Annotated in this window: 22 protein-coding genes and 3 pseudogenes; 11 read left to right on the forward strand and 14 right to left on the reverse strand. The window is 56.1% G+C overall.

The annotated features are described in order from the left end of the window. Window positions 1-134: 134 nt before the first annotated feature. The 3 genes from NJU76_RS22185 to NJU76_RS26640 all read right to left on the reverse strand — a co-directional run bounded on the left by NJU76_RS22185 (window position 135) and on the right by NJU76_RS26640 (window position 1726). Window positions 135-725, reverse strand: coding sequence for an HD domain-containing protein (locus tag NJU76_RS22185; protein WP_254532649.1), 591 nt, complete (start codon window positions 723-725; stop codon window positions 135-137). A 3-nt stretch (window positions 726-728) separates the two neighbouring features. Next, entirely contained in the window at window positions 729-1445 is a 717-nt protein-coding gene (locus NJU76_RS22190) for an EthD domain-containing protein (RefSeq protein ID WP_254532650.1), read from the reverse strand. A gap of 158 nt (window positions 1446-1603) precedes the next feature. Next, entirely contained in the window at window positions 1604-1726 is a 123-nt protein-coding gene (locus NJU76_RS26640) for a hypothetical protein (protein WP_256566823.1), read from the reverse strand. Between the two features lie 387 nt (window positions 1727-2113). Here NJU76_RS26640 and NJU76_RS22195 point away from each other — a divergent pair, with 387 nt between their 5' ends. The 5 genes from NJU76_RS22195 (at window position 2114) to NJU76_RS22215 (ending at window position 7404) form a co-directional block, all read left to right on the forward strand. Then, on the forward strand, window positions 2114-3358 hold the full coding sequence (locus NJU76_RS22195; RefSeq protein WP_254532651.1) for an ABC transporter substrate-binding protein: 1245 nt from the start codon (window positions 2114-2116) through the stop codon (window positions 3356-3358). A 9-nt stretch (window positions 3359-3367) separates the two neighbouring features. Then, window positions 3368-5401 (forward strand): ABC transporter permease, encoded by a 2034-nt coding sequence (locus NJU76_RS22200; protein WP_254532652.1) that lies wholly within the window; start codon window positions 3368-3370, stop codon window positions 5399-5401. Continuing rightward, on the forward strand, window positions 5394-6161 hold the full coding sequence (locus tag NJU76_RS22205; protein ID WP_254532653.1) for an ABC transporter ATP-binding protein: 768 nt from the start codon (window positions 5394-5396) through the stop codon (window positions 6159-6161). Before NJU76_RS22200 ends, NJU76_RS22205 begins: the two co-directional genes overlap by 8 nt. Next, the gene (locus tag NJU76_RS22210) at window positions 6154-6876 is read left to right on the forward strand and encodes an ABC transporter ATP-binding protein (RefSeq protein WP_254532654.1); all 723 of its coding nucleotides are present in this window, start codon (window positions 6154-6156) and stop codon (window positions 6874-6876) included. The genes NJU76_RS22205 and NJU76_RS22210 overlap by 8 nt, the downstream gene beginning before the upstream one ends. A gap of 135 nt (window positions 6877-7011) precedes the next feature. Further along, window positions 7012-7404 carry a universal stress protein gene (locus NJU76_RS22215; protein ID WP_254532655.1) on the forward strand — a complete coding sequence of 131 codons (393 nt, stop codon included), beginning with the start codon at window positions 7012-7014 and terminating at the stop codon, window positions 7402-7404. 133 nt (window positions 7405-7537) lie between these two features. On the opposite strand, the gene NJU76_RS22220 is transcribed toward NJU76_RS22215, so the two are convergent. The 5 genes and pseudogenes from NJU76_RS22220 to NJU76_RS22240 form a co-directional block, all read right to left on the reverse strand. Then, a complete protein-coding gene (locus tag NJU76_RS22220) occupies window positions 7538-8290 on the reverse strand; it encodes an IclR family transcriptional regulator (protein WP_254532656.1) in 753 nt (250 codons plus the stop codon). A 453-nt stretch (window positions 8291-8743) separates the two neighbouring features. Beyond that, a complete protein-coding gene (gene rdfA / locus NJU76_RS22225; protein WP_254532657.1) occupies window positions 8744-9421 on the reverse strand; it encodes a rod-determining factor RdfA in 678 nt (225 codons plus the stop codon). Between the two features lie 424 nt (window positions 9422-9845). Beyond that, window positions 9846-11807 carry an archaea-specific SMC-related protein gene (locus NJU76_RS22230; RefSeq protein ID WP_254532658.1) on the reverse strand — a complete coding sequence of 654 codons (1962 nt, stop codon included), beginning with the start codon at window positions 11805-11807 and terminating at the stop codon, window positions 9846-9848. Window positions 11808-11899: 92 nt separating this feature from the next. Then, on the reverse strand, window positions 11900-12550 hold the full coding sequence (rdfA, locus tag NJU76_RS22235; protein WP_254532659.1) for a rod-determining factor RdfA: 651 nt from the start codon (window positions 12548-12550) through the stop codon (window positions 11900-11902). A gap of 379 nt (window positions 12551-12929) precedes the next feature. Then, a pseudogene (locus NJU76_RS22240) lies at window positions 12930-13124 on the reverse strand (IS701 family transposase); the annotation flags it as partial. Window positions 13125-13201: 77 nt separating this feature from the next. Between NJU76_RS22240 and NJU76_RS22245 the strand changes: the two are divergent. Then, the gene (locus NJU76_RS22245; RefSeq protein WP_254527944.1) at window positions 13202-14026 is read left to right on the forward strand and encodes an IS5 family transposase; all 825 of its coding nucleotides are present in this window, start codon (window positions 13202-13204) and stop codon (window positions 14024-14026) included. Window positions 14027-14702: 676 nt separating this feature from the next. Here NJU76_RS22245 and NJU76_RS22250 read toward each other — a convergent pair. After that, on the reverse strand, window positions 14703-15383 hold the full coding sequence (locus NJU76_RS22250; protein ID WP_254532660.1) for an IS6 family transposase: 681 nt from the start codon (window positions 15381-15383) through the stop codon (window positions 14703-14705). Here NJU76_RS22250 and NJU76_RS22255 point away from each other — a divergent pair. Further along, window positions 15378-16118 carry an IclR family transcriptional regulator gene (locus NJU76_RS22255; RefSeq protein ID WP_254532661.1) on the forward strand — a complete coding sequence of 247 codons (741 nt, stop codon included), beginning with the start codon at window positions 15378-15380 and terminating at the stop codon, window positions 16116-16118. The genes NJU76_RS22250 and NJU76_RS22255 overlap by 6 nt on opposite strands. Window positions 16119-16293: 175 nt before the next feature. Here NJU76_RS22255 and NJU76_RS22260 read toward each other — a convergent pair whose 3' ends face one another. Both NJU76_RS22260 and NJU76_RS26645 read right to left on the reverse strand, forming a co-directional pair. Beyond that, window positions 16294-17157 (reverse strand): fumarylacetoacetate hydrolase family protein, encoded by an 864-nt coding sequence (locus NJU76_RS22260; RefSeq protein WP_254532662.1) that lies wholly within the window; start codon window positions 17155-17157, stop codon window positions 16294-16296. A 175-nt stretch (window positions 17158-17332) separates the two neighbouring features. Beyond that, window positions 17333-17461, reverse strand: coding sequence for a hypothetical protein (locus NJU76_RS26645; RefSeq protein WP_256566835.1), 129 nt, complete (start codon window positions 17459-17461; stop codon window positions 17333-17335). Between the two features lie 379 nt (window positions 17462-17840). Between NJU76_RS26645 and gfo6 the strand changes: the two genes are divergently transcribed. Beyond that, window positions 17841-18923 carry a D-xylose 1-dehydrogenase Gfo6 gene (gene gfo6 / locus NJU76_RS22265; protein ID WP_254532663.1) on the forward strand — a complete coding sequence of 361 codons (1083 nt, stop codon included), beginning with the start codon at window positions 17841-17843 and terminating at the stop codon, window positions 18921-18923. Window positions 18924-18973: 50 nt separating this feature from the next. On the opposite strand, the gene NJU76_RS22270 is transcribed toward gfo6, so the two are convergent. Then, on the reverse strand, window positions 18974-20251 hold the full coding sequence (locus NJU76_RS22270; protein WP_254532664.1) for an RNA-guided endonuclease InsQ/TnpB family protein: 1278 nt from the start codon (window positions 20249-20251) through the stop codon (window positions 18974-18976). Between the two features lie 174 nt (window positions 20252-20425). Between NJU76_RS22270 and NJU76_RS22275 the strand changes: the two genes are divergently transcribed. The 3 genes from NJU76_RS22275 to xacF all read left to right on the forward strand — a co-directional run bounded on the left by NJU76_RS22275 (window position 20426) and on the right by xacF (window position 24095). Continuing rightward, window positions 20426-21292 (forward strand): MBL fold metallo-hydrolase, encoded by an 867-nt coding sequence (locus NJU76_RS22275; protein WP_254532665.1) that lies wholly within the window; start codon window positions 20426-20428, stop codon window positions 21290-21292. 54 nt (window positions 21293-21346) lie between these two features. Further along, window positions 21347-22522, forward strand: a complete 1176-nt coding sequence (locus tag NJU76_RS22280; RefSeq protein ID WP_254532666.1) for a mandelate racemase family protein — start codon at window positions 21347-21349, stop codon at window positions 22520-22522. Window positions 22523-22655: 133 nt separating this feature from the next. Beyond that, complete coding sequence (gene xacF, locus NJU76_RS22285) at window positions 22656-24095, forward strand: 2,5-dioxovalerate dehydrogenase (RefSeq protein ID WP_254532667.1); 1440 nt, start codon at window positions 22656-22658, stop codon at window positions 24093-24095. Window positions 24096-24101: 6 nt separating this feature from the next. Here the strand turns inward: xacF and NJU76_RS27185 are convergent. Next, a pseudogene (locus NJU76_RS27185) lies at window positions 24102-24341 on the reverse strand (IS5/IS1182 family transposase); the annotation flags it as partial. Between the two features lie 45 nt (window positions 24342-24386). After that, window positions 24387-25373, reverse strand: a pseudogene (locus NJU76_RS22295) (IS630 family transposase). Window positions 25374-26040 lie beyond the last annotated feature (667 nt).

Raw genomic sequence — 26040 nt, forward strand, 5'->3', positions numbered from 1 at the left:
GGGTGCGTCGGCACATCGGTGCAGCAGATCGTATCAGTACCGCCGATGAATATTCGATCGAACCTGAACGGCCGTCACCGCTGTCGACATGCCGTGAAACGCGATCAGTGTAGAACCGGTAGTGATAGTTCGTATCAGTTCTGTGTCTGTGAGTATTCGTCGACCCACTCCTGAAGCGTGATGCCCATCGCCGACTGGGTGATCGCGTTCGAGGACGCGGCGTTCGCGCTTTTGACGAGCTCCGCTTCCATCGTTCGGGTGGGAATCTCGCCGATGAAGTGGGGGATCGCCCGCTGGACCGCCAGCGGGCAACCGACCTCGTGGGCGAGCGCGTAGCCCGACAGCGAATGCGGAATCTCCTCAGTCGCGTACGTTCGATCCGGTTCGAGCAACTGCTCGTCGTCGACGAAATCGACGTACTCGTAGCACTTACCGACGTCGTGGAGAAGACACGCCGCTACGACGACGTCCATGTCGGGATCTGCGCCATGGAAGTCACGCTGTTCTGTAGCCGACTGGCGAGCGATGCGCGTGACACCGCGCACGTGCTCGACGTTGGTCACTTCGTGGATATTCCAGGCGTAAGGGATGTCCTCGATGTGTTGCCAGCCACCTCGCTCGAGGCCGAGCGTCCACGCTTCGACGACTTTCTCGCTGAGGGCGGGATTATCGATCGCGTCGAGTTCGGGAAACACCTCGCGCACTTGGCTCTCGTAGTCGGGCATGGCTCAGCGCTCGTCTTTGACGAGTCGTTCTTGGCCGATAAACCGCGGGCGCTCCTCGAGGGCCAGGAAGTTGTCGACGTCGTCGCGAGCTTCCTTGGCTTTCCCTTTGTTGGGGTCGTAGTCTCGCGACCCCTCGCTGCCTAGTGCGGCATACAGCTTCGAGAGGTCTTCGAAGTACAGTTCGGCGACGCCGTCGAACTCTGCGTTCTCGGGGTCGGTCGGCAGGATGGTGTTGTACTTGACGACGCCCTCGATCTCGCGAGCGATTGGCGTGTGGTTGTTCTGCCAGTAGTCGACGAACTCCTCGTGAGTCATGCCCTCCTGGCGGACTAGAAACGCCGAGTGTTTGTAGAGGCGGTCGGTGTTACTGTCGATCTCATCTTTCTGGACGATTTCCTCACCGATAAACCGTGGTCGCTCTTCGACAGCGAGGAAGTTGTCGACATCGTCGCGCGCTTTCGCTGCAATCTCTTTGGTGGGATCGTAGTCACGGGAACCAGGACTGCCCAGTGCCTCGTGAAGATCGTCAAGCGTCTCAAAATACAGTTCTGCCAGCCCGTCGAACTCGGCGTGTTCGGGTTCGGTCGGCAGTACCTGCTGATACCGCGTGACGCCTTCGATATCCTTCGCGATTGGCGTGTGGTTGTTCTGCCAGTAGTCAAAGAACTCCGCATGGGACAGACCCTCCTGTCGAACGAGCAGTGCTATGTGCTTGTACATCACTGATCACTATCACACCCCCTCAAAATAAATCCACAGGTTGCCGATGATCATGTCGGCTACTGGAAGGACAATGCCTGAAAGTAATGATAGAGACGATCATAGTCATGGACGCAGTCAATCCAGCCACTGGAGACGATACTTGTAGGCGTAGTACATCAGTTCTCGCGCTCCTCGATGAGTTCGTCGAGCTTTTCCTGAACGAACGACGAGAGGTTGAGGTGTTGCTCCTCGATCCACCCGTCTTGGTCCTCCCGAATGGTGATTGTCTTCCGTTTCACCGTAATGCGCACAATGCACACTATACGCAAAACACTACCGATACCGTGGGCCTGTGGGCCTGCTGGAGACCAGTCCAAGAAACACGAGCGGCGCTGTATCCCCTCCCTGCTCGCGCCTTCGGGCGTCGTCAGAAAACTCCGTTTTCTGACTGCCAATCAGAACGCGTCGCGTTCTAATGACGCTCGCTGCGGATAGCGCGGGACCGTCGGTCCAGCTGACCATGCGCACGGCGTCGCCGTGAGCAGAAGGGGGATCAGCGCCTCAATTCAGCTAAATTCACTATTTAATACATAATCACAATATAAATCCCATTCACCAACTCTTCCCCCCACATGAAGATAACATAATGATTTATTATGGATTGGTGTGCAGTGGATACCATACCCATGCGAAGGTTAATCAATGATGACAGTGACAGTGCTGTATCCAATTCCTCACGCCGAACGTTCCTGTCGGCCGCCGGTGCAGCGGGCGCCGTAGCCCTCGCCGGCTGTGCAGGTAGTAGTGGAAGTGAAACCGTGACTATCGCAAGCCTTAACCCGATGAGCGGGGCCTACAGCTCACTCGGTCCGTCGCAGCGAGATGGTGTCAAACTGGCCGTTGAGCAGATCAACAACAGCGACGAGTTCGACTACGATATCGAGGTAGTATACGAAGATACTGAGACAGAGGGCGGAGCTGCGTCCCAAGCAGCACAACAGGTCGTTCAGCAGGAACAGGCGGACTTCGTGTTCGGTGCGATCTCCAGTTCCGTCGCGCTCGGAATCAACGAGTTTGCCAACAAAGCAGAGTTCGTCTACTTCCCGGGTGGAGCAGCCGTTCCAATCACGGGCAGTTCGTGTAACGAGTGGGTCTTTCGCTTCGAGACGAATACGGCTCAGATCGCCGAAGCGATCTCGGCGTACACCGTCAACGAGGTCGGCTCAAACGTCTGGTTTCACATCGCCGACTACGCCTACGGGGATTCAGTATACAAGCGGACCAGCCAGCGGATGCAGGGCGCAAACAGCAACTTCACCGAGGTCGGGAAGACGGAATCCAGCCTCGGTTCCTCGAACTTCGGCTCGTATATCAGCCAGATCAGCGGGTCCGACGCCGACGCAATCATCGTCGGTATGACCGGCGGTGACCTTGTCAACTTCGTCAATCAAGCCGCAGATCGGGGGCTCACCGAGGAGAAGGCGATTGTCGGCCCGACGATGGGATTCAAGAGTGCGCGTGCAGGGACCGGTGCCGGTGCGGTCGGAACCTACGGCGGCATCCGCTATGATCCCTCGGTCGAACTTGGCGACAACCAGCAGTTCGTCGAAGCGTACCAGGAGAAGCATGACGGTGTCCCCGGAAACTTCGAGCGGGTTGGCTACGATTCTATTCGCCTGATGGTTCGGGGGATGCAGAAAGCCGGAAGTACCGACCCCGCAGACGTCAGAGACGCCCTCGAGGGTGGGACATTTACCACAGTCCTCGGTGACATCACCCTCCGAGAGTCCGATCATCAGGCCACCACCCCGACTTGGATGGCAGAGATGGTTGAGGGCGACGGCGACATGGCAGACGTGAATCTCCTCCACAAGGTCGACGGTGAGAACACACTACCACCGGGCTCCGAGCTGGGCTGTGAACTGAACTAACGTGTGATAATGACATTCGTAGCAGACCTCGCCGAACAACTGATCAACGGCGTCACCCTTGGGATGGTCTACGTCCTGTTAGCCGCAGGGCTGTCCATCATCTTCGGGGTTATGGACGTCATTAACTTCTCACACGGGGAACTATTCGCTCTCGGAGCATATTTCGCAATCAGCATCTCTGGCGCACTCGGGGTCGGACTCGGGTTCTGGACAGCACTGGTCGTCGCGCCGCTTCTGGTTGGTTTCGTCGGTATTGCCATCGAACGCTTCACCATTCGGCCGCTGTACGGCCGTAATCCCCTATACCACATCCTCCTTACCTTCGGGCTCGTCCTCATCATCAACGACCTGATCAAGCTGATCTGGGGGACCCAGCAACGGAATCTCGGAGTACCGGGATACCTCAGCCAGCCAATTGGCTTCGCTGGTATCCAGGCGTCCGTGTACAACTACTTCATGATCGTCTTTGCGGGCGTGCTTGCACTCGGGATCTACCTGTTCCTGAACCGGACCAAATACGGGATGATCGTCCGGGCCGGTTCACAGGATAGGCAGATGGTCCGCAACGTCGGTATTGACATTGACAAGTACTATACACTCGTGTTCGGTATCGGTGCCGCGCTCGCGGCCGTCGGCGGAATCGTGCTCGGCGGCTACCAGAGTGTTAGCACCGGGATGGGTAGCAGTGTTATCATCCCTGCGTTTATTATCGTCGTACTCGGCGGGCTCGGGAGCTTCCGCGGTGCCGTCTTTGGCGGTCTCCTCGTCGGAATCATCCGCACGATGACGCGAACGTACGGGGGCACGGAATTCGGCGAGCTTGCCGGCATCACGCTGACGCTGCCGGACTTAGAAGGGCTTACCATCTTCCTGTTGATGATCGCCGTGTTGCTGATCAAGCCACAGGGTCTGTTCGGAGATCCGGAGTTCCAGAATGAAGCCGGCGAAGAGGGTGACCTCTTGACCGGTGCTGGCGGTGGCGTGTTCTCTGACAGCGTCCGACTCAAACTCGGGGCGGCAGCAGTCGGCCTGCTGACGATCGCTCCCTTTGCGATCCTCCTGACCGGCAACGACTACTACGTCATCCTCCTTAACCGCGTGCTCATCATGGCCATCTTCGCGCTGAGTCTGGACATCGTCATGGGCTACACCGGGCTCGTCCCACTTGGCCACACGATGTTCTACGGCGTCGGCGCGTACGTGGCCGCGCTGGTGATGATCCACTATACATCATCGTTTATCATCGCGCTCGTTGGCGCGATCGTCATCTGTGCGCTCATCGCGTGGGTTGTTGGGAGCCTCTCGATTCGGGTCTCCGGCGTCTACTTTGCGATGATCACGCTGGCGTTCGCCGAGTTGTTCTACAACGCGGTGTTCAAGTTCACGTTCACTGGGGGCAGCGACGGGTTGCTCGGCTGGGACACGTTCTTCGGAATTGCCGGCGTCGGTGCCGAACTCGGTGAGATCGAACTGCTGGTCGCCAGCTTCGAGATCACACCGAACGTAATATTCTACTACACCACGCTGTTCCTGGCGGTCGCGTCGCTGCTGTTTGCCCGTCGGTTCATGAATGCGCCGTTCGGAAGCGTCCTCCAGTCTATCAATGAGGCCGAGGAACGCGCCGAGTTCATCGGCTACAACGTGACGAAGTACAAACGCCGCGCGTTCGTCATCAGCGGTGGGATGGCCGGAATGGCCGGCGGCCTCCTGGCTGTCAAGCCGAGTACGTTCATCATCTCACCGGACCAGACCCTCGCGTGGGTCCACTCCGGCGAGGTCATCGTGATGACGCTGCTTGGCGGTATGGGAACGCTCTTCGGGCCGATGATCGGTGCTGGCGTCTTCATCGGTGCCGAGGACATCCTCTCGTCGTACACCGAGCAATGGCGACTTGTGATCGGGACCATCTTCGTATTGTTCGTGTTGTTCGTTCCGCGCGGGCTCGTCTCGGTCCCGTCGCTGCTCGTTCAGCGTCGCCGGAACATGGAGTCCGACAACACACCGGTCGGGCTCGAGGACTCGGAGGTGAGCACGAATGACTGAGACAGTACTCGAGACGGATGGCCTGACGAAACGCTTCGGTGAACTCACCGCTGTCGACCACGTCGACTTCAAGATCGAACAAGGCGAGTTCAGGAGCGTTATCGGCCCGAACGGTGCCGGGAAGACGACCACGTTCAACCTGATCACTGGCGCCCTCATCCCCTCTAAAGGGACCGTACGCTTCGACGGGATGGACATCACGAACATGCCACCACACGAACGTGTTCACCACGGCGTCGGCCGCTCGTTCCAAATTACCAACGTATTCGGCGGTCTCACCGTCCGTGAGAACGTCCGTCTCGCTGCGCAAGCGATGTCCGGCGACGACATCAGCCGACGGGAGGCGATGTTTCGGGACAAAGACTCGTTCGACGAATTGACCGATCGAACCACTGAAATCCTCGACGAGATCGGCCTGCGTAACCGCGAAAACGAGCACGCGGACACGCTTGCATACGGCGACCAGCGTCGACTAGAGATCGGCATCGTGCTCGCGACTGACCCAGAACTAGTTATGCTCGACGAACCAACCGCAGGAATGAGCAACGAGGAAACGCAGGAAACGATGGCGCTCATCAGTGACGTTCTTTCAGACCAGTCGCTGATGCTCATCGAACACGACATCGACCTCGTCATGCGTGTCTCCGACCGGATCACTGTCCTAACCCGCGGGCAGGAACTCGCAACCGGGACGCCAGAGGAAATCGCTACCAACGAGGACGTCCGTGACGCGTATCTCGGAGGTGCTCGCCATGAGTGACCCACTCCTCTCAATCCGGGACTTGCGCGCCGGATACGATATGACCGAGGTACTGCAAGGACTCTCGCTCGACGTTGAGCGTGGCTCGGTCGTCTCACTCGTCGGCCGCAACGGTGTTGGCAAGACAACGACGCTCCGATCGATCGTCGGCAATCTCACGCCCACCAGCGGCTCGATCCAGTTTGACGGGAACAACATCACGACCCTCGACACAGAGTCGACCATCAGAAGCGGGATTGCGTTCGTCCCGGAGGGACGTAGAGTGTTCCCCGGCCTGACAGTCCGTGAGAACATCGAGATGGGTCATATGGGCGTCGACGCGAGCGACGGCCCGTCGGTCGACGAAGTGATAAACATGTTCGAGAACCTCCAGGAGCGTGAGGACAGTTCTGGCTCGGTGCTTTCCGGCGGTGAACAGCAGATGGTCGCGATTGGCCGCGCGCTGATCGCCAACCCCGATCTGCTCTTGCTCGACGAGCCGACTGAAGGGCTCGCACCCTACATCGTCAGACAAATCGAGGACATCATCGCCGACCTCAACGAGCAGGGCATTACTGTTCTGGTCGTCGAACAGAACATCCCAGTCGCACTGGGCGTGTCCGACTACACGTACATCCTCGAGAAGGGCCACATCGTCCACGAAGGCCCTGCTGATGACGTCAGTGAGAACGATGAGGTCCTCAACGAGCACCTCGGCGTCGGACTGGCCGACTAGCGGCTCGCTCTGGCGATACTGCTCGAACAGTCCGTCGATGGGACCGGATCAGCCACGTCGTTTTGGTATCGGTCACCGCTCTCGTTTTGCGAGATGGGCGTTACTTATTTCACAGCAGTTTGAGAAGACATGTGCATGAAAGCGATTGTACTCGGTATTGATCAGAACGCCGACCGCGCAGCGTCCCAAGCTGAGACTGTTATCGACTTGTTCGACATCGACAACATCTGCGCGTACCTGCTCCATGACTTCGCCGATAACCCGGAAGGCGCGTCCGTCATACAGGTCGACGCCGTCAAACGAGCACAGGAACTGCTCGAGGATGCAGGCGTGGCGGTCGAGTTGCGAGAAGGAAGTGGCGACCCAGCAAGGTCGATCATCGAAACCGCCAACAAACTCGATGCCGATGCGATCTGTGTCGCCGGACGCAATCGATCGCCAGCAGGTAAGGTGCTGTTCGGAAGCGTGACTCAATCGGTCGTATTGAACACCGACCGACCAGTGCTTATCTGCGGCGATCGTCAGTGACTACTTTGATAACATACACCACCTTTTGTTCGAAAGAGCAGAACGATATGGTAGGTGAATAGTCTCCACTATCGACGGAAAGACAAGGTAAACGGAGTAAATCCGCCTCGAATGTTCGTTCGAAAGAGTAGAACTAGCGATAGGAGAGATTGACGCGCAACTCGCCCGAGATTCCCCGAACTAGATTCGCAAGTTCGTTTTCGACGCGGTTACTGTCGAGGCGGTTAGACGGACCTGAGACGCTGATGGCCCCGTAGGAGTTCCCGGCGTTGTCAGTAAGCGCAGCGCCGACACCGGAGACGCCCTGAAGGAACTGTTCGGACCCGTACGCGACGCCCCGATCCTGAATCTCCTCGAGGTCTGCCTCGAGGTCTGCACGAGTTTTCACGCCGGTGAGCGGGTAGTCGTAGCTATCCAGGATATCCTCTCGTCGTTTTCTCGGCAAGTTAGCAAGAATCGCCTTTCCTGCCGCTAACTGGTAGAGTTCGAGGTGGAGTCCGATCCGGGTGTTGGTTTGAATGCCGTGCTTCCCTACGGATTTGGCGATGAACACGGCCTTCCCGTTCTGTTCGACGGTCCACCAGGCCTTCTCGTCCGTCTCTTCGGCGAGTTCGTCGAGTTTCGGTAACACTTCGTCATACATCTCCTGAGTCTCTCGAACCATCATTCCCATATCGAGCAGACGGAGACTGAGTCGATACTCCTGTGAACTGTTCTGGACGACGTATCCTCGATCCTTGAGCGTCGAGAGGTGAACATGCACCGTACTCTTGGGCATATCTACTGCGTCAGCAATCTTCGTCACACCAGCGGAAGTGTGCTCTTTGAGTGCTTCCATGATATCGAGCATCCGTTCGTCCGAACGGACCGTGTTGTTTGTTCCCATAGGGAAGGAGTGATATTCAACACCAATAATTCTATTCATTGTCGATGAATATGCTGCGAGACGCCTCGATACCTCTCTTCTCGAGGCATTCAGATCAGACAGGATCTCAATACCACGCGATCACTATCATCTTTTCTTGGCACTCACACAAAACGGTCGTGGACCAAAATCACGTGTCAGCACCACGATTTGGTGACTACGAACACTGCGATTCGAGCTATTCGAACGAGTTCGGAAACCGCTTCTGGCACATGCGGCCACTGTATTCCCTATATGGCCGCGACAGTACGTCTCCAGCAAGAACAGAAGTTGACTACCAATTTCTGATGCGGATTCTGTTAGTATGTGGCTATGTTTCATTCATCATGGCTGAACGGTCGAAACGCATCGACAGATGGGGATCGAGCGGTGGATTACAGTTGTGGTTTTGTAATCCCGACGAGCCAAACGATGTCATCGGTGATCGAACATACAACTTCGAACCGACCAGGATTGCCGGGTCAGAACTCGATGGTCGGAGGTACACTCACAGCCTCCGTCGTCAAGTAGATTGGAGAGGTTCTTGTGGACCCCGCAATCAGTGCAGTGGACGTGGTTATTGACGAAGATATCGAACGAGCCAAGTGTGAGTGTGCCAGTTTCCGTGAGATTCGAGAGCGTCGTCTCTACGACGGCGATGAGCCGACCACGAAGCCCGTTTATCGTCTGTCGAGCGGACTCAATTCGATCACCGGTCTCGGTTCGTTTCTCGACACCCCGTCCTTTTGTCAGGTACGTATAAACCGCCTGATGCGTGACGAAGTCACGCTGTAACTGCTCAACGTCGACACCATCACGTTCCAGCGTTTTCTGCACGTGAGTTTGCTCATCACGACTCACGTCTTCGTCTGTGAGAGCGAGATAGATTGTCTCGATATCGCCGCTAAGGCGGTGCTGTGCAGTCCCAGCTAACGCACTACGGAGCATTTCTTTGTTGAAGTACTCTGCGAGTTCACGGAGGCTATACGAATCTCTCCCATCATCGACCCAATACTCCTCTAGTTCACGACCCATCCCATTGAGCGAATATCGATCGATACCCTTTCCAATTTTATATCTGGACGTTCCGTCCGAATCTGAGGAGTCTGCCATTGTCAAGCCCCTATTCGGCCAAGAATATTAAAGTGTATTCGTTAACCGCTCCAATAGGACCGTTTTCAGCCGGGAATGTATGAAAAGTCACATTCATCATTGTACTACCACTATTGTACCGGTGATTTTCATCGATGAGTGATAAAACCTGGTTCCGAAACGGTGAACTCACATCCTATTGCGGTGTAAAAGTTCATCACTAAAAGACGCGGACAGGGTTATAGGAAATCATCCGAAGTGATTTGTTCGAATTATCGGGAGGAGTTCCGATCGATATCTCGAAATTAGACACGCTCCGTGTTTGGTTCCAGTCTTCGTATATAGAGGGCGAAAAAGCGGTACTCGAGGCGCTTTTTTCGGAGTATCTGAACGCCGAAGTGTAGATCGTTGATTGGCCTAGACACATTGGTCTAGACACTACCGATCAGATCTCCGTGACGACGGCGTGGTCCTCGTCGATGGCCTGCGCGTCCTCTTCTAACAACGCTACGACAAGATACGGAACGTGGGATTCGAAGTAGTCAACGAGTGCCGCGATCCGGTCGGCGTCAATCGCCTCGAGGGAGTCGAGCAACATGAACGGGACCGTCTCGTAGACGTCGTGGACCAAGTAGCCTGCGAGCGCGAACACGAGGCCGGTCACTTCCCGTTCGCTTTCGCTCAGGTGGTCGACCGTGTCCTCGTAGGCCGCGCCATCGTCGGTACTGCGTACGATCTTGAGGTCGAATGATGACTTCGACACGGTTCGGCGTCCGTCACGGACCTCGCGTTTCGTCCGGTCGATCCAAATTCGATCGAGGTTATCGTAGCCGAGCGTCTCGCGGAGGTTTTCCATATGTTCGTTGAACGCCTCGACCGCGTCTGCTTCGATCTGATCGATACGTGTGCGCAGGTCCGTGAGCCGATCAGTGACGTCTTCACGACGGGCGGTGAGTTCTTCGCGCTCGGTGAGCCGGTTCTCGATCACGTCGATTTCGTCGTCGATCTCCTCGCGCGTTTCCTCTTTACGCTCAAGTTTGAATTCGAGTTGGTTGACCTCTTTGTGCTGCTCGAGGATGTCGCTGTAATCTTCAGTCTCGAGACTCTCAACCTCGGTCTCGAGGTCGTCGATTTCGTCAGTGAGCGTCTCACGCTCGTCGGTTAGCTCCTCGATATGATCGCTCCGGCGCTCGATCTCGTCTTCGGTCGACGCGAGGCGTTGCTGGGTCTGGCGATACTCGGTGCGGTTCTCGTTAATCGTTGAGAGCGTCTCTCGCCGGTCGTTCAGTTCGGTGCTGATCTCGGAACGCTCTTCGAGTTTCTCCTGACGGACGCTCCGGAGTTGCTCGATGGTTGTTTCGATCTGTTCGCGTGCAACCGACGAGCCACACGTCCAGCAGGTGACTGTCTCGGAGTCTTCGACGAGCTGGTCCGTTATCGGGCCCTCGTCCTCGTTCTGGTCCGCGTCCGAAAGCATTGACTCCTGTTCGTCAAAGAGCTGCTGGTTGAATTGAATTGTGCTCTGGAGTTGTGAAATCTCTTCAGAGAGCTCTGTTTTCTCGTCCTGAAGTGTCTCGATCTCGGCTTCGAGTCGAGTGATGTCAGTTTCGTCGCCCGTCGAGAGCGATTCGAGGCGCTCTCGGATCTCGCTTCGCTCGTCTTTCAATGCCTCGACACTCTCGCGCTCGGTCTCGATGCGATCGCGTACACGCTCGAGTTCTGAGCGCGTCTCTCGGAGCTCCTCGAGTTTCGTTTCAAGTTCGGACTGTTCCTCTCGGCGCTCTTCGACATCGACGTTCGTTTCCTCGAGGTCCGTTTGGGCCGTCTGTAACTCGTTTCGGAGTGTCTCAATCTCGTCGGTGACCCGTGTCCGTTTCGCTTCGAGATCGGGGAGCCGCTGTTCGAGGTTCTCTAGTTCGTCGAACTGCTCGTCGATCTGTCGCTTCTGTTGTTCGTACTGTTCGATCTCGGCCTTGATCGCGCCGGTGTCGACCGGTTGCATGATCAATTCGCGGAGGTCGTCGCCGCGAGCGACGGCCTGGCGCGCCTCGTTGGACTCGAGCAAGAAGGCGAACAGATCCGCAAGTTCCGGATCCTCGAGATAGGGCTCGCCGTCGGTGGCGATCGTTCCGTTTCGCCGTTCGAGCGTTCGTCGATAGGTCTCATCGCCGAACTCGAGCGTTGCACGTCCCTCATTCGCGTCGGCCTTGAGGCTGACCTGATCACTCCCGAGCGCGGCCATGATCGCCTGCAGCAATGACGTGCGGTTGGTTGCGTTTCGCCCGGAAAGCACCGTTACTCCCTCGTGGAAAGTGACCTCGGCGTCATCGATACCGCCAATGTTGGTCGCAGAAAGTGTTGCTTTCCGTGGGATTTCCTGGGTGCTCGATCCTAATTTGCTTTCCATGGCTACTCGTAGTTGGTCCGTTCATATAGGCATTCCCATCTATCTTAAACAAACCTATGTGTTTCTGAAGTCGATCGTTCACCCGGAACCGATCATGAGTCGTCACCAACACTCTCCGTCTGACAATCACAAGACCGGTTCTCGAGGAGATCCCTGACGGTATACTCCTGGAAACAATCCTCACACGTCACCGTGACAGAGACGTTCACGTTGAACTCCCCAATCTCGAGGATCTCGTTCCGCTTAAGCCGATCGATGGTGTCCGACGTGACCGCTACGGTTCGACTCTGGAGTGCACCGAGCTTCTCCTCGCTTCGTTCGAGTCGTTCCTCGTCGCTCGGCGTCTCGATGGACGTCTCGAGACAGCCCGTCAGATGATTGTATACCGTCTGGTGGGAGACGAAGTCCGACTCGACCTGCTCGACCGGGACGCCATCGCGTTGGAGTTCGTTTCGCGTCTGTACTCGGGTTCCGCTACTGACATCGTCGTCTGTGAGAAGCCGGTACGTGTTCTCAACTTCGCCTTCTTTGAATGAAACGCCTGCCGTCTCGAGTGCTACCTCGAGTATATGCTGGTTGACGAGGGTTGCGAGAGTGCGTATGCTGTATTGTTCGTCTGCATCTCCGGTCCAATAGGCAACGAGATCCTCGTAAAGACGCGCAAGCTCGTACCGTTCCGCGATTCGCCCGAGTTTACAGTCACATGACGAAGTTGCTGATGATGTGCCATTCGGAGTGGTCATAGCCTCCATTGAATCTGTAGCGCGAAAAGCGTTCCGTCTTTTAATAATTTTACAGAAGTACTACTGTAAACAGTAGCGCTTGATCCACCTATGAAATCCATCTTTCCTGTCTCACATCACTTACCGTTTGACGAATCGATAAGGATAATCTCGAGCGGATCTGGATAGAACGGACGAAAGACGAAGTTCGTAACGACCGTCTCAAAGTGACGAAAGACCGCCTCAAGCATCATATCGTTCATCGTACCGACTCAGAAGTCGTTCACGAGGATACTGTCACTCACCTGGGTAAGAGCGAGTGGGAAGCGACCGAATTAGCGTTCTTCCTCGCCGGATATCTCGTACATGAGGTCTAGGATTTGGTCTGTTGAAGAAGCTACAAGCGTTCCCTGTTGAACTGATCTTCGCTCCAATCATATTCAGTGAGGAACTTGTTTAGAGCACGCTCGCTTTTGGCTGGAAGAACGTGATTCGAGATTCCCTGAACGGTCTTGTTGCTGGCCGCAACAAGACCTGTCACATAGGTCTTGGCGTGATGTTTCAGCCTCGTTGAGAAACACGTTAACTGGTCAATTTGCCGTGTTGAATAGCGATCCGATCGGCTGATATCACGGGTTAGAAGGGCGAAGCCGAGGAAATCGATTCTGACCTATGGAAGTCGATCTCCTCGACTTCGTTGAGCAGTGTCGGCACCTAGCCAAACAAGCGTTGGGGAAGCACGCGGGCGAGCCCGCCAGCGGCGGGTTCGCCCGCTGGGTGCACGTCGTTCTGCACTGTTTCCGGCTCGAAGACGGCCACAGCTACCGTGAAACGCCGAATCGGCTGAAGTACATGACCGAGATTCGTGATGTGCTCGGCTTAGACCGAGACGATCTTCCTGAGTTCACCACGATCTACAAATCGTTCGACCGTCTCAAAATGTGGGTGTGGCGGGCGTTGCTGCGCGTTTCAGCGCAGCAACACCCGCAGTCTGGTCACGCAGCTCTCGACAGTACGTTCTTCGATCGCCGCTCAGCCTCCTCGTACTACCGCCAGCGGTCTGGAAGTGACGTGCAGACGCTGAAAGTGACGACATTAACCGATGTAGACTCACTCGCTGTTCTCGACGTGCATATCTCAGCACGGTGGAAACACGATACGAAGACTGGGCCGCAGGTCGTCCGCCGGAACGCGGACGACCTGCTGTCCGTCTCGGCTGACAAAGCCTTCCACAACTGGCACACCAAGTACGAATTCTATGCGCTCGGTGTCGAACCGCTCATCTTACAACGTGGATCGAGACCACTCACGGTAGGACATAACGCGCTCATCCGAGCAAAAGGCTACTCACAGCGCTGGATGGCCGAAACTTCCTACTCAACGACGAAGCGCTCGCTCGGCGACGCCGTGCGAGCGCTGGGCTGGTATCGACAGTTTCGTGAGATCGTCCTCATGTTCGCCATCGCCAATATAGAACCGCTCTGTGAGCCACTCTAACTATGATTCAGTAGCTATTCAACACGGCAGGTCAATTAGCTCTGTACCTGATAGGAACGACGTAACTAGAACCATCAGCGTTTACCGCTATCTCAACGCGCTCTACCAGCATAAGGTGCGAAGTCAAGTAAGTAATGAACTATCTGAGTTGCCTCTACACGGAGTTGATCTGAATGATGCTCTCTCATCATTAGTCATGTATTATTTAATGGTGAATATGTGACCCTGTGTCTCACTATGTCGGTTCCGCCAGAAATGCTCGGAAAATACTTTTTCACATGGTTCTATAACGGATTCAACAGACTAACTCAATATCCTTCGCTATCCGTGCCACATGTTCAAATCGCAGAATCAATTCGTTCAACCAGTATAAAATCATTTTAGAGTGATTGTTCGTCTTGGGTAAACCAGGCCCAGTATCACAAATGTCGAATAAGAATACTTATTATCCGTACTTGCCAGGTTTACCCTTTCTCTTTGGCAGTAGTGATTCAAAAGAATAATCGTCATACTGAATCGACTGTTCGGTAATGATGAACACATAGATATTTATCCCAAATACAGTATAGACGGTATATGGGCAAACAAGCGAACAATCCCGTCAAATCCGTTGTCACGGCATTTGATATCCTCCAAACGTTACGTCGTCTCGATGGAGCCGGCATAACGGCACTGTCTAGTTCAGCACCTCCTCAGCCGGCGTTCGGCCATTGAGCGCTTGATTCGGTCGATCGTGGTTATAGTGGTGTCTGAAGCGTCTCAGCCAGCGGCGTGCGCTGGCTGGACTGCCCCGCCAGAACGAGTGAAAGCGGTCGATCCGCATCGACACGGTCTGAAACCACTTTTCGATGTGGTTTCGCTCGCTGTAGTCGAGCTGACCGCTCAATTCATGACGAGCGAGGGCAGTCAGGTAACCGCCAGCATCGACGAGAAACTCTGTCTCGGCGATATCGTGTTTCTCGGTGAGTCGATGCAGGAACGCCGCCGCGGGGTCAGTCCCGCGGCGGCTGAACACGTCGATTTCGAGAAGTAGCTTTGATTCTGTGTCGATCGCGGCGTACAACCACTTCTTTTCGCCGTCTACCTCAATCTGTTTCTCGTCAACCGCGACCCGCGACGGCTGCGCCGTCGGCGGGTCGCTCTGGGCCTCCGAGAGTGTGTGCGTCCAATTCCAAATTGCGCCGTGAGAACGGTCAATACCGAGTAATTCGAGCACTGCGACGACCTCCCGAACTGACAATCCCATCGAATGCAGTCGCACCCCGAACACCCTGACGGGTGTCGGGGTGCGCTCGTTCTCCCAAACCTCATCACAGTCCACGTCTAAGGTCTCTCTGAGCAGGTCGGCGAGTTGCATGGACACTTCTCGCCACCACCTGCTCGTTCCTCAAACTCTCATCTAGACAGTGCCGGCATAACCAAACTATCGAATGAGCTTAACCTCCCGAAAAGTAGCGTCTACAACTATCTCAGCACACTCGAACAAGAGGAGTACGTCGTCAAGGAGGACGAAACGTACTACCTCGGACTCCGTTTTCTTGACCTCGGCCGGTACGTACGCCAGCGTGACGACCTCTACGAGACGGCCCGTCCAGAAATGGAGGCAATCGCCGACAAGACCGACGAACTCGTCAATTTGCTCGTCGAGGAGCACGGACAGGGTGTCTACGTTTGCCGGGTACGAGGCAACCAAGCCGTCAACGTCGCGGCGAGTACCGGTCACCGGGTCCCTTTACACAATACAGGGCTTGGCAAGGCGATTCTTGCGTATCTCCCCGAAGAGCGGGTCGACGAGATTCTCGACAACCACGGACTGACTGCTAACACCGAACACTCGATCACCGATCGGAACGAACTCAAAACTGAACTTGGGTCGGTGCGAGACCGCGGTATCGCGTTCGATCGGGAGGAGCGAATCGACGGCCTTTGCTGTGTTGCTGTTCCAGTCCTCGACCTAGACGATCGTCCAATCGGTGCGCTCAGTGTCGCGGGTCCGAAGAGTCGTATGAAGGGAGAACGATTCGAATCGGAACTCCCGGAACTCTTGCAAAGTGCCGCGAATGTTATTGAACTAAACCTTACCTACTCCTGAACGAGTTCAGAACGGATAGCGAGTTATCCCAAGCCAGGCGTTCACCGAAGACGAACGCGCGTTTTATAGGACCTTTTTGGATGACGTCGTTCGGTGACCCTCTTACCCGCGTTTCTCGGTTTCGTGTCGACTTGACGAGTGACTCACCGTATTCGACACTCCGGCACGTGATATCTCAAACCTCTACGACCGGATTCGTTAGGTCCCCGATTCCTTCGATCGCAATTCGGACCTCGTCACCCGGTTCGAGTGTGAACTCTTCGCCAGGGACGAGTGAGGTTCCCGTCAGCAGAACACCTAGCTCCGGTACCGTGTTGTGATCGGTCCAATATTCAACCAATTCCTCACAGGATCGAACCATCTCAGCAGTCGACGTTTCATCAGCATATATGGATGTTCCGTCACGCCTGATCGTCATCGACATCGTCAGATCGTGCGGATCACTGATCTCTTCGGCACCGGTGACGCACGGCCCGAGTGAGCAACAGCGATCGTAGACTTTCGCCTGGGGGAGATACAACGGGTTGTCTCCCTCGATCGAACGACTACTGACGTCGTTGCCGACGGTAAAACCGACGATCTTGCCGTCGTAGAGAACGATACCGAGCTCCGGTTCGGGAACGTTCCACGAGGAATCGCCGCGAATCCCAATCGGTTCTCCTGGGCCGACGGTTCGACTTGGTGTCGATTTGAAGAAAATTTCCGGACGATCCGCATCGTACACGTTAAGATACATCTCCGGCATGCTACTTTCAGCTTCGCGGGCTGCCTCGCTGATTTCGTACGTTACGCCGGCGGCCCACACTTCCTCGGGTAATACGGGCAGTTCGACGTTAGCGGCATCAACGTCGACGACAGGTGCGCCAGATGTGAGTTCGGCTGCAAGCCGATCAACACTCGTATCAGCGGCGTATGCGGCCGCTGCAAGATCACTGAACCTATCGAGTCGTGGTTTGACGGCCGTAAGGTCGTACGCAATTTCGTCGTCGGCAGCGAGTAGCTTGTACGACCCTCCACTGTGGAGGCGATAGTAGCGCATGGGTTGACTGAATGCGTTGAGTGTGATAAAGTTCCCTGTTGAGGACAGTCAGGACGGGGGACAACTATCGTCGAGAGGCATCTACATGTGACTGGAATCGCTTTGCAGAAGACTGATCGAGAGGTAGTCGCCGAAAGGGACAAACTAATGGTGGACTTGTAATTCTAATCGGTCTTCAGAAGTAGTCGTCGAGGTAGTCGCTGGAATCCTCGGATGTTACTTCGAGGCCCTCGATCTGGTAGTAGTCATCGAGATCCTCCCCATCGATAGCATTGAGACCGTATTCGATTCCCCGTTGCACCATCTCTTCGGGTAGTTGTGCGATGGTCCGTAGTGATCGACGTCTTGAATTTTTCGACCCACACCTCCGAACCGTCGATACCCGTAATCGCGATGTCTTCGAGATCGCTGCTATCGATCGCTTGCATGGTACCGAGAGCCATCATGTCATTGTTCGCGTACACGCCGTTGATGTCGTCTCCGTGCCTCGTGATGAAGTCCTCCATCAAGGTCATGACGCCGGTGTGCTTGATGCGAACACGGTCACGCGCGATGAAGTCGTTTCGCGGATGGTGAGCGGCCGGTCCGGAAGTCAGGAAAGCGAGCCACAGTCAGCGTGACCGCGTCCTATCGGCTTCCCTATTGGGGAAACACATATTGTGATCCGGTGAGAGGTTTTTCGCATGGATCTCGAAGTATTGGCCGACGATTTCGACCGTCGGGACTGGCAGGAACGGACCGAAACCGCCGATCCGATCCGATTCGCTATGATCGGCGTCGGCTGGTGGACCCGCGAGCAGGCGATGCCCGCCGTTGCGAATGCGAACCTCTGCGAGACAACGGTCCTCGTCAGCAGCGATCGTGAGAAGGCCGCAGAAGTTGCATCGAATTCCCATACTGTCGAACACGCGATCACGTACGAGGACTTCCACGAGGGAGTCGCCAGCGATGCGTACGATGCAGTCTACGTCGTCACACCGAATGCAGTTCACCTCCCGTTCGTTGAAACGGCGGCAGAACTGGACAAAGCGATCCTCTGCGAGAAGCCGATGGAGGCGACGACCGACCGCGCCAAGCGAATGATCGAGGTGTGTGACGATCACGATGCGACGCTGATGATCGCCTACCGGATGCACACCGAGCCGGCGATCCGGCGAGCAAAGGACCTTATCGACGATGGTGTAATCGGTAATCCAATCTTCATAAATGGCAATATGACCGAACCGATTCTCGACCTCGTTCCCGATCCCGATCAGTGGCGACTCGATGGCGAGTTGTCGGGTGGCTGTGCCGTCATGGACATCGGTCTGTATCCCCTAAACACGAGTCGGTTTCTCCTTGACGAGAATCCACTCCAGGTCCGCGGAACGGTCGCATCAGTTCACGAGGAATTCGACGACGTCCCGGACGAACACGGTGCGTTTCAGCTCGATTTCCCGGACCACGTGTACGCGGTATGTACTGCCAGCCAGAACGCGTACATGGCGAGTCACATCTCCGTCATCGGTTCGGCGGGCCGTCTCCGCGTCGAACCGGCCTTCTACCCGTGGGACGACCGGGCGCTTACGGTTTCACGGGGCGGGACGACTATCGACGTAGACTTCGAACAAATCGATCAGATGGAAGAAGAGTTCGAGTACTTTTCACACTGTCTACTAACAGATACAAAGCCGTATGCCGATGGCGAACACGGACTGGTCGATATTAAAGCGATCAAGGCGATATACGAGGCCTCGGAAACTGAATCAACCGTGACTCTGCACTAATCTACCAGGAGCTTGATCGGCACAGTTCAGGCACTAACGTTTATAGTGAACTACCCCGCCCTACTCGTCGCCTTCGGCGACTCCTTGAGGGCGGGGCTTCCTGCTTCGACGACGCGACTTGCAGATACTTCAGAAGTATCCACAGCGGTCGCAGTCTCCACAGGCGTTGCTTCGGAGTGAACCACTCCTAGGTTCTCCAGACCACGCGACTGGATATTCAACGCCGCGTTCCAATCCCTGTCTAATTCGAACCCACACGACGGGCAGGAATGTTCCCGAACCCACACCGGTTTCGCCGTCTCCACGCCACACGATGCACACTCTTTCGTCGTGCCACTCGGTTCGACTTCGATAACGTGACACTCGTTCTTCCGACCGTGATGTTTCAGAATCGAAATGAAGTCACGCCAGCCGACTTCGGCCTTGTTCCGAGCGTTGCCACTGGCTTCGAGCAGTGACGTCACGTTCAGGTCTTCGACGAACACGGCATCGTGCTCGGTCGTGTAATAGTGTGCGAGTTTGTGTTTATAATCTCGCTTCTTGTTCGACATGCGAGCATGGACCGTCGCGACTCGCCGCCGTTGCGTCTCCCAGTTGTTCGACTCGTATTGCTTGCGAGAAAGCGAGCGTTGCTCGCGCTCGAGGTGTTTTCGCTCGTCGGATAAGTCAAGACGTCCGACGGAGCGTCCGTCCGAATCGTGGACAAAGTTAAGGACGCCAAGGTCGATTCCTACGGTATCCTCCGCGTCGATGTCCGCTGGGTCTGGTTGCTCTGGTTCCTCAGTGGCGATACAGAACGAGGCGTACCACGCTCCTGTGGGTTCTTTCTTCACCGTGACTTCTTTGATAGCATCGTGGTCAGGAAGGTCGCGGTGAAGTCGAAGTGGGATTTCAAGGGTTTCGCCGCGTACTTTTGTGAGTCGGAGTATCGCTCGGTCTCTCGGGCCACTCTTCGTGTCGAGTTCGAAGCCCGATTGCCGGTACGTAAAACTCCGGTACTCACGCGGTGACTTCCAGTTCAACGAGCCAACATCGTAGCCCTTGGCTTTGAGTGTGCCGAGGTTGGTGATGTTGGTGCGGATACGCTCGACAGCTTTCTGCAAGACGGTTGAGTAGACCTGTTTGAGGTCAGTCCACTGTTGTTTGAGTTGTGGGAGTTCATCTCGGACGTGCCAGACACGCTGTCGAAGCGTCCCCTCGTCTTCTGGTATCTTGGTGAATTCGTGGAGGGCGTGGTTGTAGAGTTGTCGCACGGTGTCACGAGTCCAGTCGAGACTCTCCCGTTGGGTGGTGGTGGGAAAGAGTCGGTATCGTGGACTGTACTTCATGCGACTTATTCTCTACTAGTGGTTGTGTTTAGTTAATTGTTCTGGCTAGAGTAATTCGACACTCGTGCGGACGCTGTATCCCCGCCCTACTCGCTCGCGGCTAACGCCGTTCGCTCCTTGAGGACGGGGGCTTAGCGCCCTCTCTTTCAGCTAATTCAAGCGGACGTTCACAATATGGTACATTCGACCTGGAACGACTGGTTCGTCCGCGAGGAAATCGAAGCAACCGATCCCGGAGTTGGGGTAACGGTCTGGTATCTCGGCTGTAACGGATTTGTTCTCCGGTCTCGGACGACGACGCTTTACGTCGATCCGTACTTTGGGAGCGGCGACCCGCCGAACCTCATTCGCATGATTCCGGTACCGATGGATCCTGCGGACGCAACCAACTGTGACGGTGTCCTCGTCACGCACGAACACATCGATCACATGCATCCACCGTCGTACGGACCGCTGGTGACCGATCTCGGTGCGGATCTGTACGCTCCAGCCCCCTCGTACGAATCGCCGGATTATGATGGCGACCTCGAGGCACCCCCAGATCAGCGACACGAGGTCGAAGCGGGCGATAGTTTTGCGGTCGGCGACTTCACTGTCCACGTTCGTGGTGCGAACGATCCTGATGCGATCGAGCCGGTAAGCTATGTCGTCGAACACGATGCCGGAACGTTCTTCCACGGCGGCGACAGCCGTCCGGCAACGGCGTTTGAAACAGTTGGTGAGGAGTTCGACCTCGACATCGGTGCACTCGCGTTCGGATCGGTCGGTATGATCTACGAACCCGAACTCGATCGCGGCGAGCGCACCAGGTGGTATATGGACGAAAATCAGATCATCGAGGCCGCGAACCAGTTGCGGCTCGCCAGGCTGATTCCATCCCACCACGATATGTGGCAGGGAGTTGGTGCCGATCCTAAGGCGCTGCACGAACACGCCGCATCGAACCTCTATCCGAGGGTCATCGAACCGCCTCATATCGGCTGTTCGTTCGGATTTAGAGACCCTGGGCTCCGACGGATCGACGCGCTTGGGACCGAGTAACTCGACGCAGTCGCGGTAGACAGCTTTATTATCCATTCAGAGAAAGCCGTTGGCATGGCACCGACGATCACGCGGATCGAGAGCCGCGAGTTCGAATACCCACTGGAAAACATCGGGACTGACGAGCATGGATTCAACCTCGTGTACGAACCCGGTGAAACGACGTATCGAAAGTTGTTCGGCGTGAAGGTTTACACGGACGAAGGGATCACCGGCGAGTACGTTGGTGGCAACTCTCCGGCAGCGGCCCAGTACAACATCATCGCGAAATATCTGATCGGAAAGAACCCGCTAAAACGCGAGAAACACTGGTCGGAAATCAAGCGGGCTCTTCGGAAGTACGATCGGATGGGGATCGGCCCGATCGACATCGCTCTGTGGGACTTCGCGGGCAAGTACTACGACGCACCGATCCACGAGTTGCTGGGAACTTACCGCGAACGAATCCCGGCCTACGCCTCTACCTACCACGGTGACGATGCCGGCGGTCTCGATTCGCCCGAAGCGTTCGCTGACTTCGCCGAAGAGTGTCGCGACCAGGGATTCGGCGGGTTCAAGATTCATGGCTGGGGCGGTGGGGACGAATCACGTGACCTCTCCCGCGAAATTGAGGCCGTCCGCGCCGTCGGCGAGCGAGTCGGCGACGAGATGGATCTGATGCATGATCCAGCTTGCGAACTGGAAACCTTCGCCGATGCGCTCGAACTTGGACGTGTCCTTGACGAACAAGGTTTCTTCTGGTACGAGGATCCGTTCCGCGACGGCGGCATCTCCCAGCATGCCCACCGGAAACTTGCCCGAAAACTCGACACGCCGATTCTTCAGACCGAACACATTCGCGGATTGGAGATCAAATCAGACTTCGCTGCCAACGACGCCACGGATTTCCTGCGGGCCGATCCTGAGTACGACGCGGGTATCACCGGTGCAATCAAAGTGGCCCGGATGGCCGAAGCATTCGGCCTCGACGTAGAATTCCACGCGCCGGGCCCCGCCCAACGCCACTGCATCGCGGCGTGTCGAAACTCTAACTACTACGAGATGGCTCTGGTACATCCCGATTGCCAGAATACCCAGCCACCGATTTATCGAGGCAGCTACTCCGATCTGATGAGTGCCGTCGACGACGACGGGACCGTCGCAGTTCCTGACGGACCCGGTCTCGGCGTCGAGTACGATTGGGACTATATTGAGGAAAACACGTCCGGAACCGTTCACGTCTACGAGTAACCGAACGTACGGAACGTCAGTCGAGATAAGAGTCCACGGCCGGACGACGCTCTGTTACCCCTATTTCAGCGGCAATCGAGCGCAACTTTCCGAACGACAAGAATTATAGGCGAACCTGACATACTCTACTCGTATGCCTGACCAACGGTTGAACTACATTAGCGGCGAGTGGCTCGAATCGCACACCGGTAAGACGTTCGAAACGACCGATCCCGCCGATCCGTCTTCGGTCATCGCGACCTATCCCCAGTCGGACGCCGCAGACGCTGAACGGGCGATCGAAGCGGCGCGCGACGCGAGCGATGAGTGGGGAACGACGCCGGGTCCGGAACGTGGCCGAATCCTCGCGAAGACGGGGTCCCTGCTGGACCAGCGCAAAGACGACTTGACCGAACTGCTCCTCTGTGAGGAGGGGAAGACTTGGAGTGAAGCCGGCGGCGAGGTACAACGCGCGATCGACATCTTCCGCTACTACGGCTCCAAGGCTAGTGACATCGGTGGTACGGTCAAGAGTTCGAGCGCACGCGACACGAACCTCTACACGAAAACCGAGCCTCTGGGCGTTGCGGGACTAATCACGCCGTGGAACTATCCCATCGCGATCCCAGCCTGGAAGATCGCGCCGGCGCTGGCCGCGGGTAACGCGGTCGTCATCAAGCCCGCCTCACTCGCGCCCGGTGTCGTTCATGAGATTGCAAAGGCACTCGAGGAGGCTGGCCTCCCTGACGGCGTGCTCAACGTTGTCACCGGCCCTGGTAGCGAAGTTGGTGGGACGATCGCCAGCCATGAAGCTGTCGATGCCGTCTCCTTTACCGGGAGCACGGCGGTCGGAAACACCGTTTACGACACCGCGACTGAGGACGGTAAGCGCGTCCAGCTCGAAATGGGCGGGAAGAACCCTACGGTTGTCAGTGACACGGCAGACGTTGAAGAGGCTGCTGAGATCGTAGCTTCCGGTGCGTTCGGCGTAACCGGGCAGGCGTGTACGGCCGCCTCCCGCGCGATTGTTCACGAGGACGTCTACGACGACTTCGTCGACGCTGTCGTCGACCGTGCCGCGGCGATCGATCACGGTCACGGTCTCGACGATCCTGATATGGGACCCCACGTCAGCAAGTCCGAACTCGAGGGGACACTCGAATACATCGACATTGCTCAGACAGAGGGTGCATCCCTTGAGTACGGTGGGTCGACCCTCGATCGCGAGGGCTATTTCGTCGAGCCGACGGTTTTCGCGGACGTCGACTCTACGATGCGCATCGCCCAGGAGGAAGTCTTCGGGCCGGTACTTGCGATTATCTCCGTGATTGACTTCGACGAGGCGCTCCGCGTCGCCAACGACGTCGACTACGGGCTCTCGGCGAGCGTCGTTACAGACGACCATACCGAAGCGAACCATTTCGCCGAGGAGGTTGAAGCCGGCGTCGTCAAGATCAACGAGAAGACCACTGGTCTCGAACTTCACGTTCCCTTCGGTGGTGTGAAAGACTCCTCAAGCGAAACCTACCGCGAGCAAGGCGACGCTGGGCTTAACTTCTACAGCATCAGCAAGACGGTCTACGACAACTACTGACCGAAGTCAGAGATTGGGTTCAATATTTCTCGCTTTCAGAACGAGTTCCCGGAACTGACCAAACCACGTTCGTGCCCAGAGCGTTTCACCGTACCCTTGCTTGAGAGCGAATAATACGGCCTCGACAATTGACCGCCGATGAAGGGTATCTGCCTCATGGCATCCGTTGTGCACCGCGTCCAGTAGGTAGAACTCCGGATGTATGATCACTGACCGAACGTCGGCCTCCCAAAGTTCTTCGTGGAGGTCAATCTACCTGTAGCTTCGAGTTTGTGCTCGCTATAGTAAAAGTTAGAAATAACCACTCATATTTGGTATAGAGACCTGATCGAGAGCTGTATCAATCGCCGTTGTAAGATCATCAAGTGTCTCGAAGAAGCGGTTGCTGAGAGCGGCTTGGAGTCGTCTCCAGCACTCTTCAACAGGATTTCGCCCTGGCGAGTACGCCGGTAACGTGACGAAGGCGAGGTCGTCACTGGCCACCAGGTCCGTGACGGCCGACACCTGGAAAGACGGCGATCCATCTAGCACGACCACCAAGTCATCTTTGAACTCTTTGCATGACGAAGGAATGAAATGTTTGGCGTGTTCGGGGGTTACGTACTCTTCGAACCGGGCGAAAAAGCGATCACCGAAGATGGTGATCGCACCTAAGAGAGACGTCCAGTCGTGTTGGCCGGATAATTTGACAGACCGCCACGTACCGCGCGGAAACCACGCGGCACGCGACTCGACTTGACAGATTTCTTGGTTTGATCGATACAGACTCCTGTGGCGTCCATCTCCCGCCGCTTTTTTGAACTCCTCGCGGAACGTTTCCTGCTCGTCAGCATCGGATTCGGCGGCTGTACGGCGTGGTTTTTGATAGTTCAATCCCGCTTCGTTGAGCAATCGCCGGCAACTCGGGAGTGAGTACTCGACATCGTTGGTCTCGACAAGATACTGCTGGACGAGCGCTGGCGCGTCAGGGGCAACTTCCTCAGGAGATGCGTGGGCAGTTTCTTCGAATTCTTCTTGCTCTTTGTCTGAGAGCTTTCGCTTTCTCCCAGATCGATGAACATCAGTAACGGCCTGCTCGAGCGACTCATCAGTATCGAGTCGCTTGAGCCAGCGATAGATCGTCCGTCACTGTACGCCGTACCATTCGGATAGTTCAGTCTGCGTGATGCCATTTTTGTACACTATTGCGGCTAAGAGCCGTTGTGTCGGCTTCTTTCCGCCCACGTTGTCGAGAGCATCTTGCAGCTCTTCGACTGAGATCCTGTCGAGGTGATCCACTGTCTGTTGCAACACTCTACGAGCAAATAATTCTAACGGATTCTATAAGTCGAGGTGGTCTCGTCACAGTCGTCGCGATTAGCTGTAATTGAGGGCGCTAAGCCCCCTTCTGCTCACGGCGACGCCGTTCGCATGGTCAGCGGGACCGACGGTCCCGCGCTATCCTCATCGAACGAAGCGAGCAGGGAGGGGATACAGCGCCCGCACGTCTTGGTTTCGTGTGAATCGGCACCTTTATTATCCTTCGGTTGAAGGTGGTAATAAGATGCTCACCACGCTTCCGGCGGTGTTCACACGCGACAACAAGCGTGCATCGTCGGTTGTGGCCGAGTGTCGAACCGGTAGGAGTGGGACACTCCGAACCGCCCGTAACGGGAAGCCGCCTGCGGAGTCTGGAACCGTCCGCAGAACGCCGTTGGCGTTCTGCCGGGCCGCACGAGACGCTCCGCGTCTTATGGACGCTGTGGGATCTGTTCCTACACGTTTCGACACAGAAACAGGAAGCTCCGTCCGCACCAAGCGAGGGCCGGGGAGGCCCGAGCGCGGTAGGGCGGAGTAGTTCACTGCTGGATCCAGATTCACGGTCGGGTTCAGTCATTGATGCCGACGCCGATGTCTCGAGCGTGTCCGATTCGTTATTCTGGACATCGACGTCTCCGGACTCATC

It is taken from the genome of Natrinema gelatinilyticum, assembly GCF_024266705.1.
GTDB lineage: Archaea > Halobacteriota > Halobacteria > Halobacteriales > Natrialbaceae > Natrinema > Natrinema gelatinilyticum.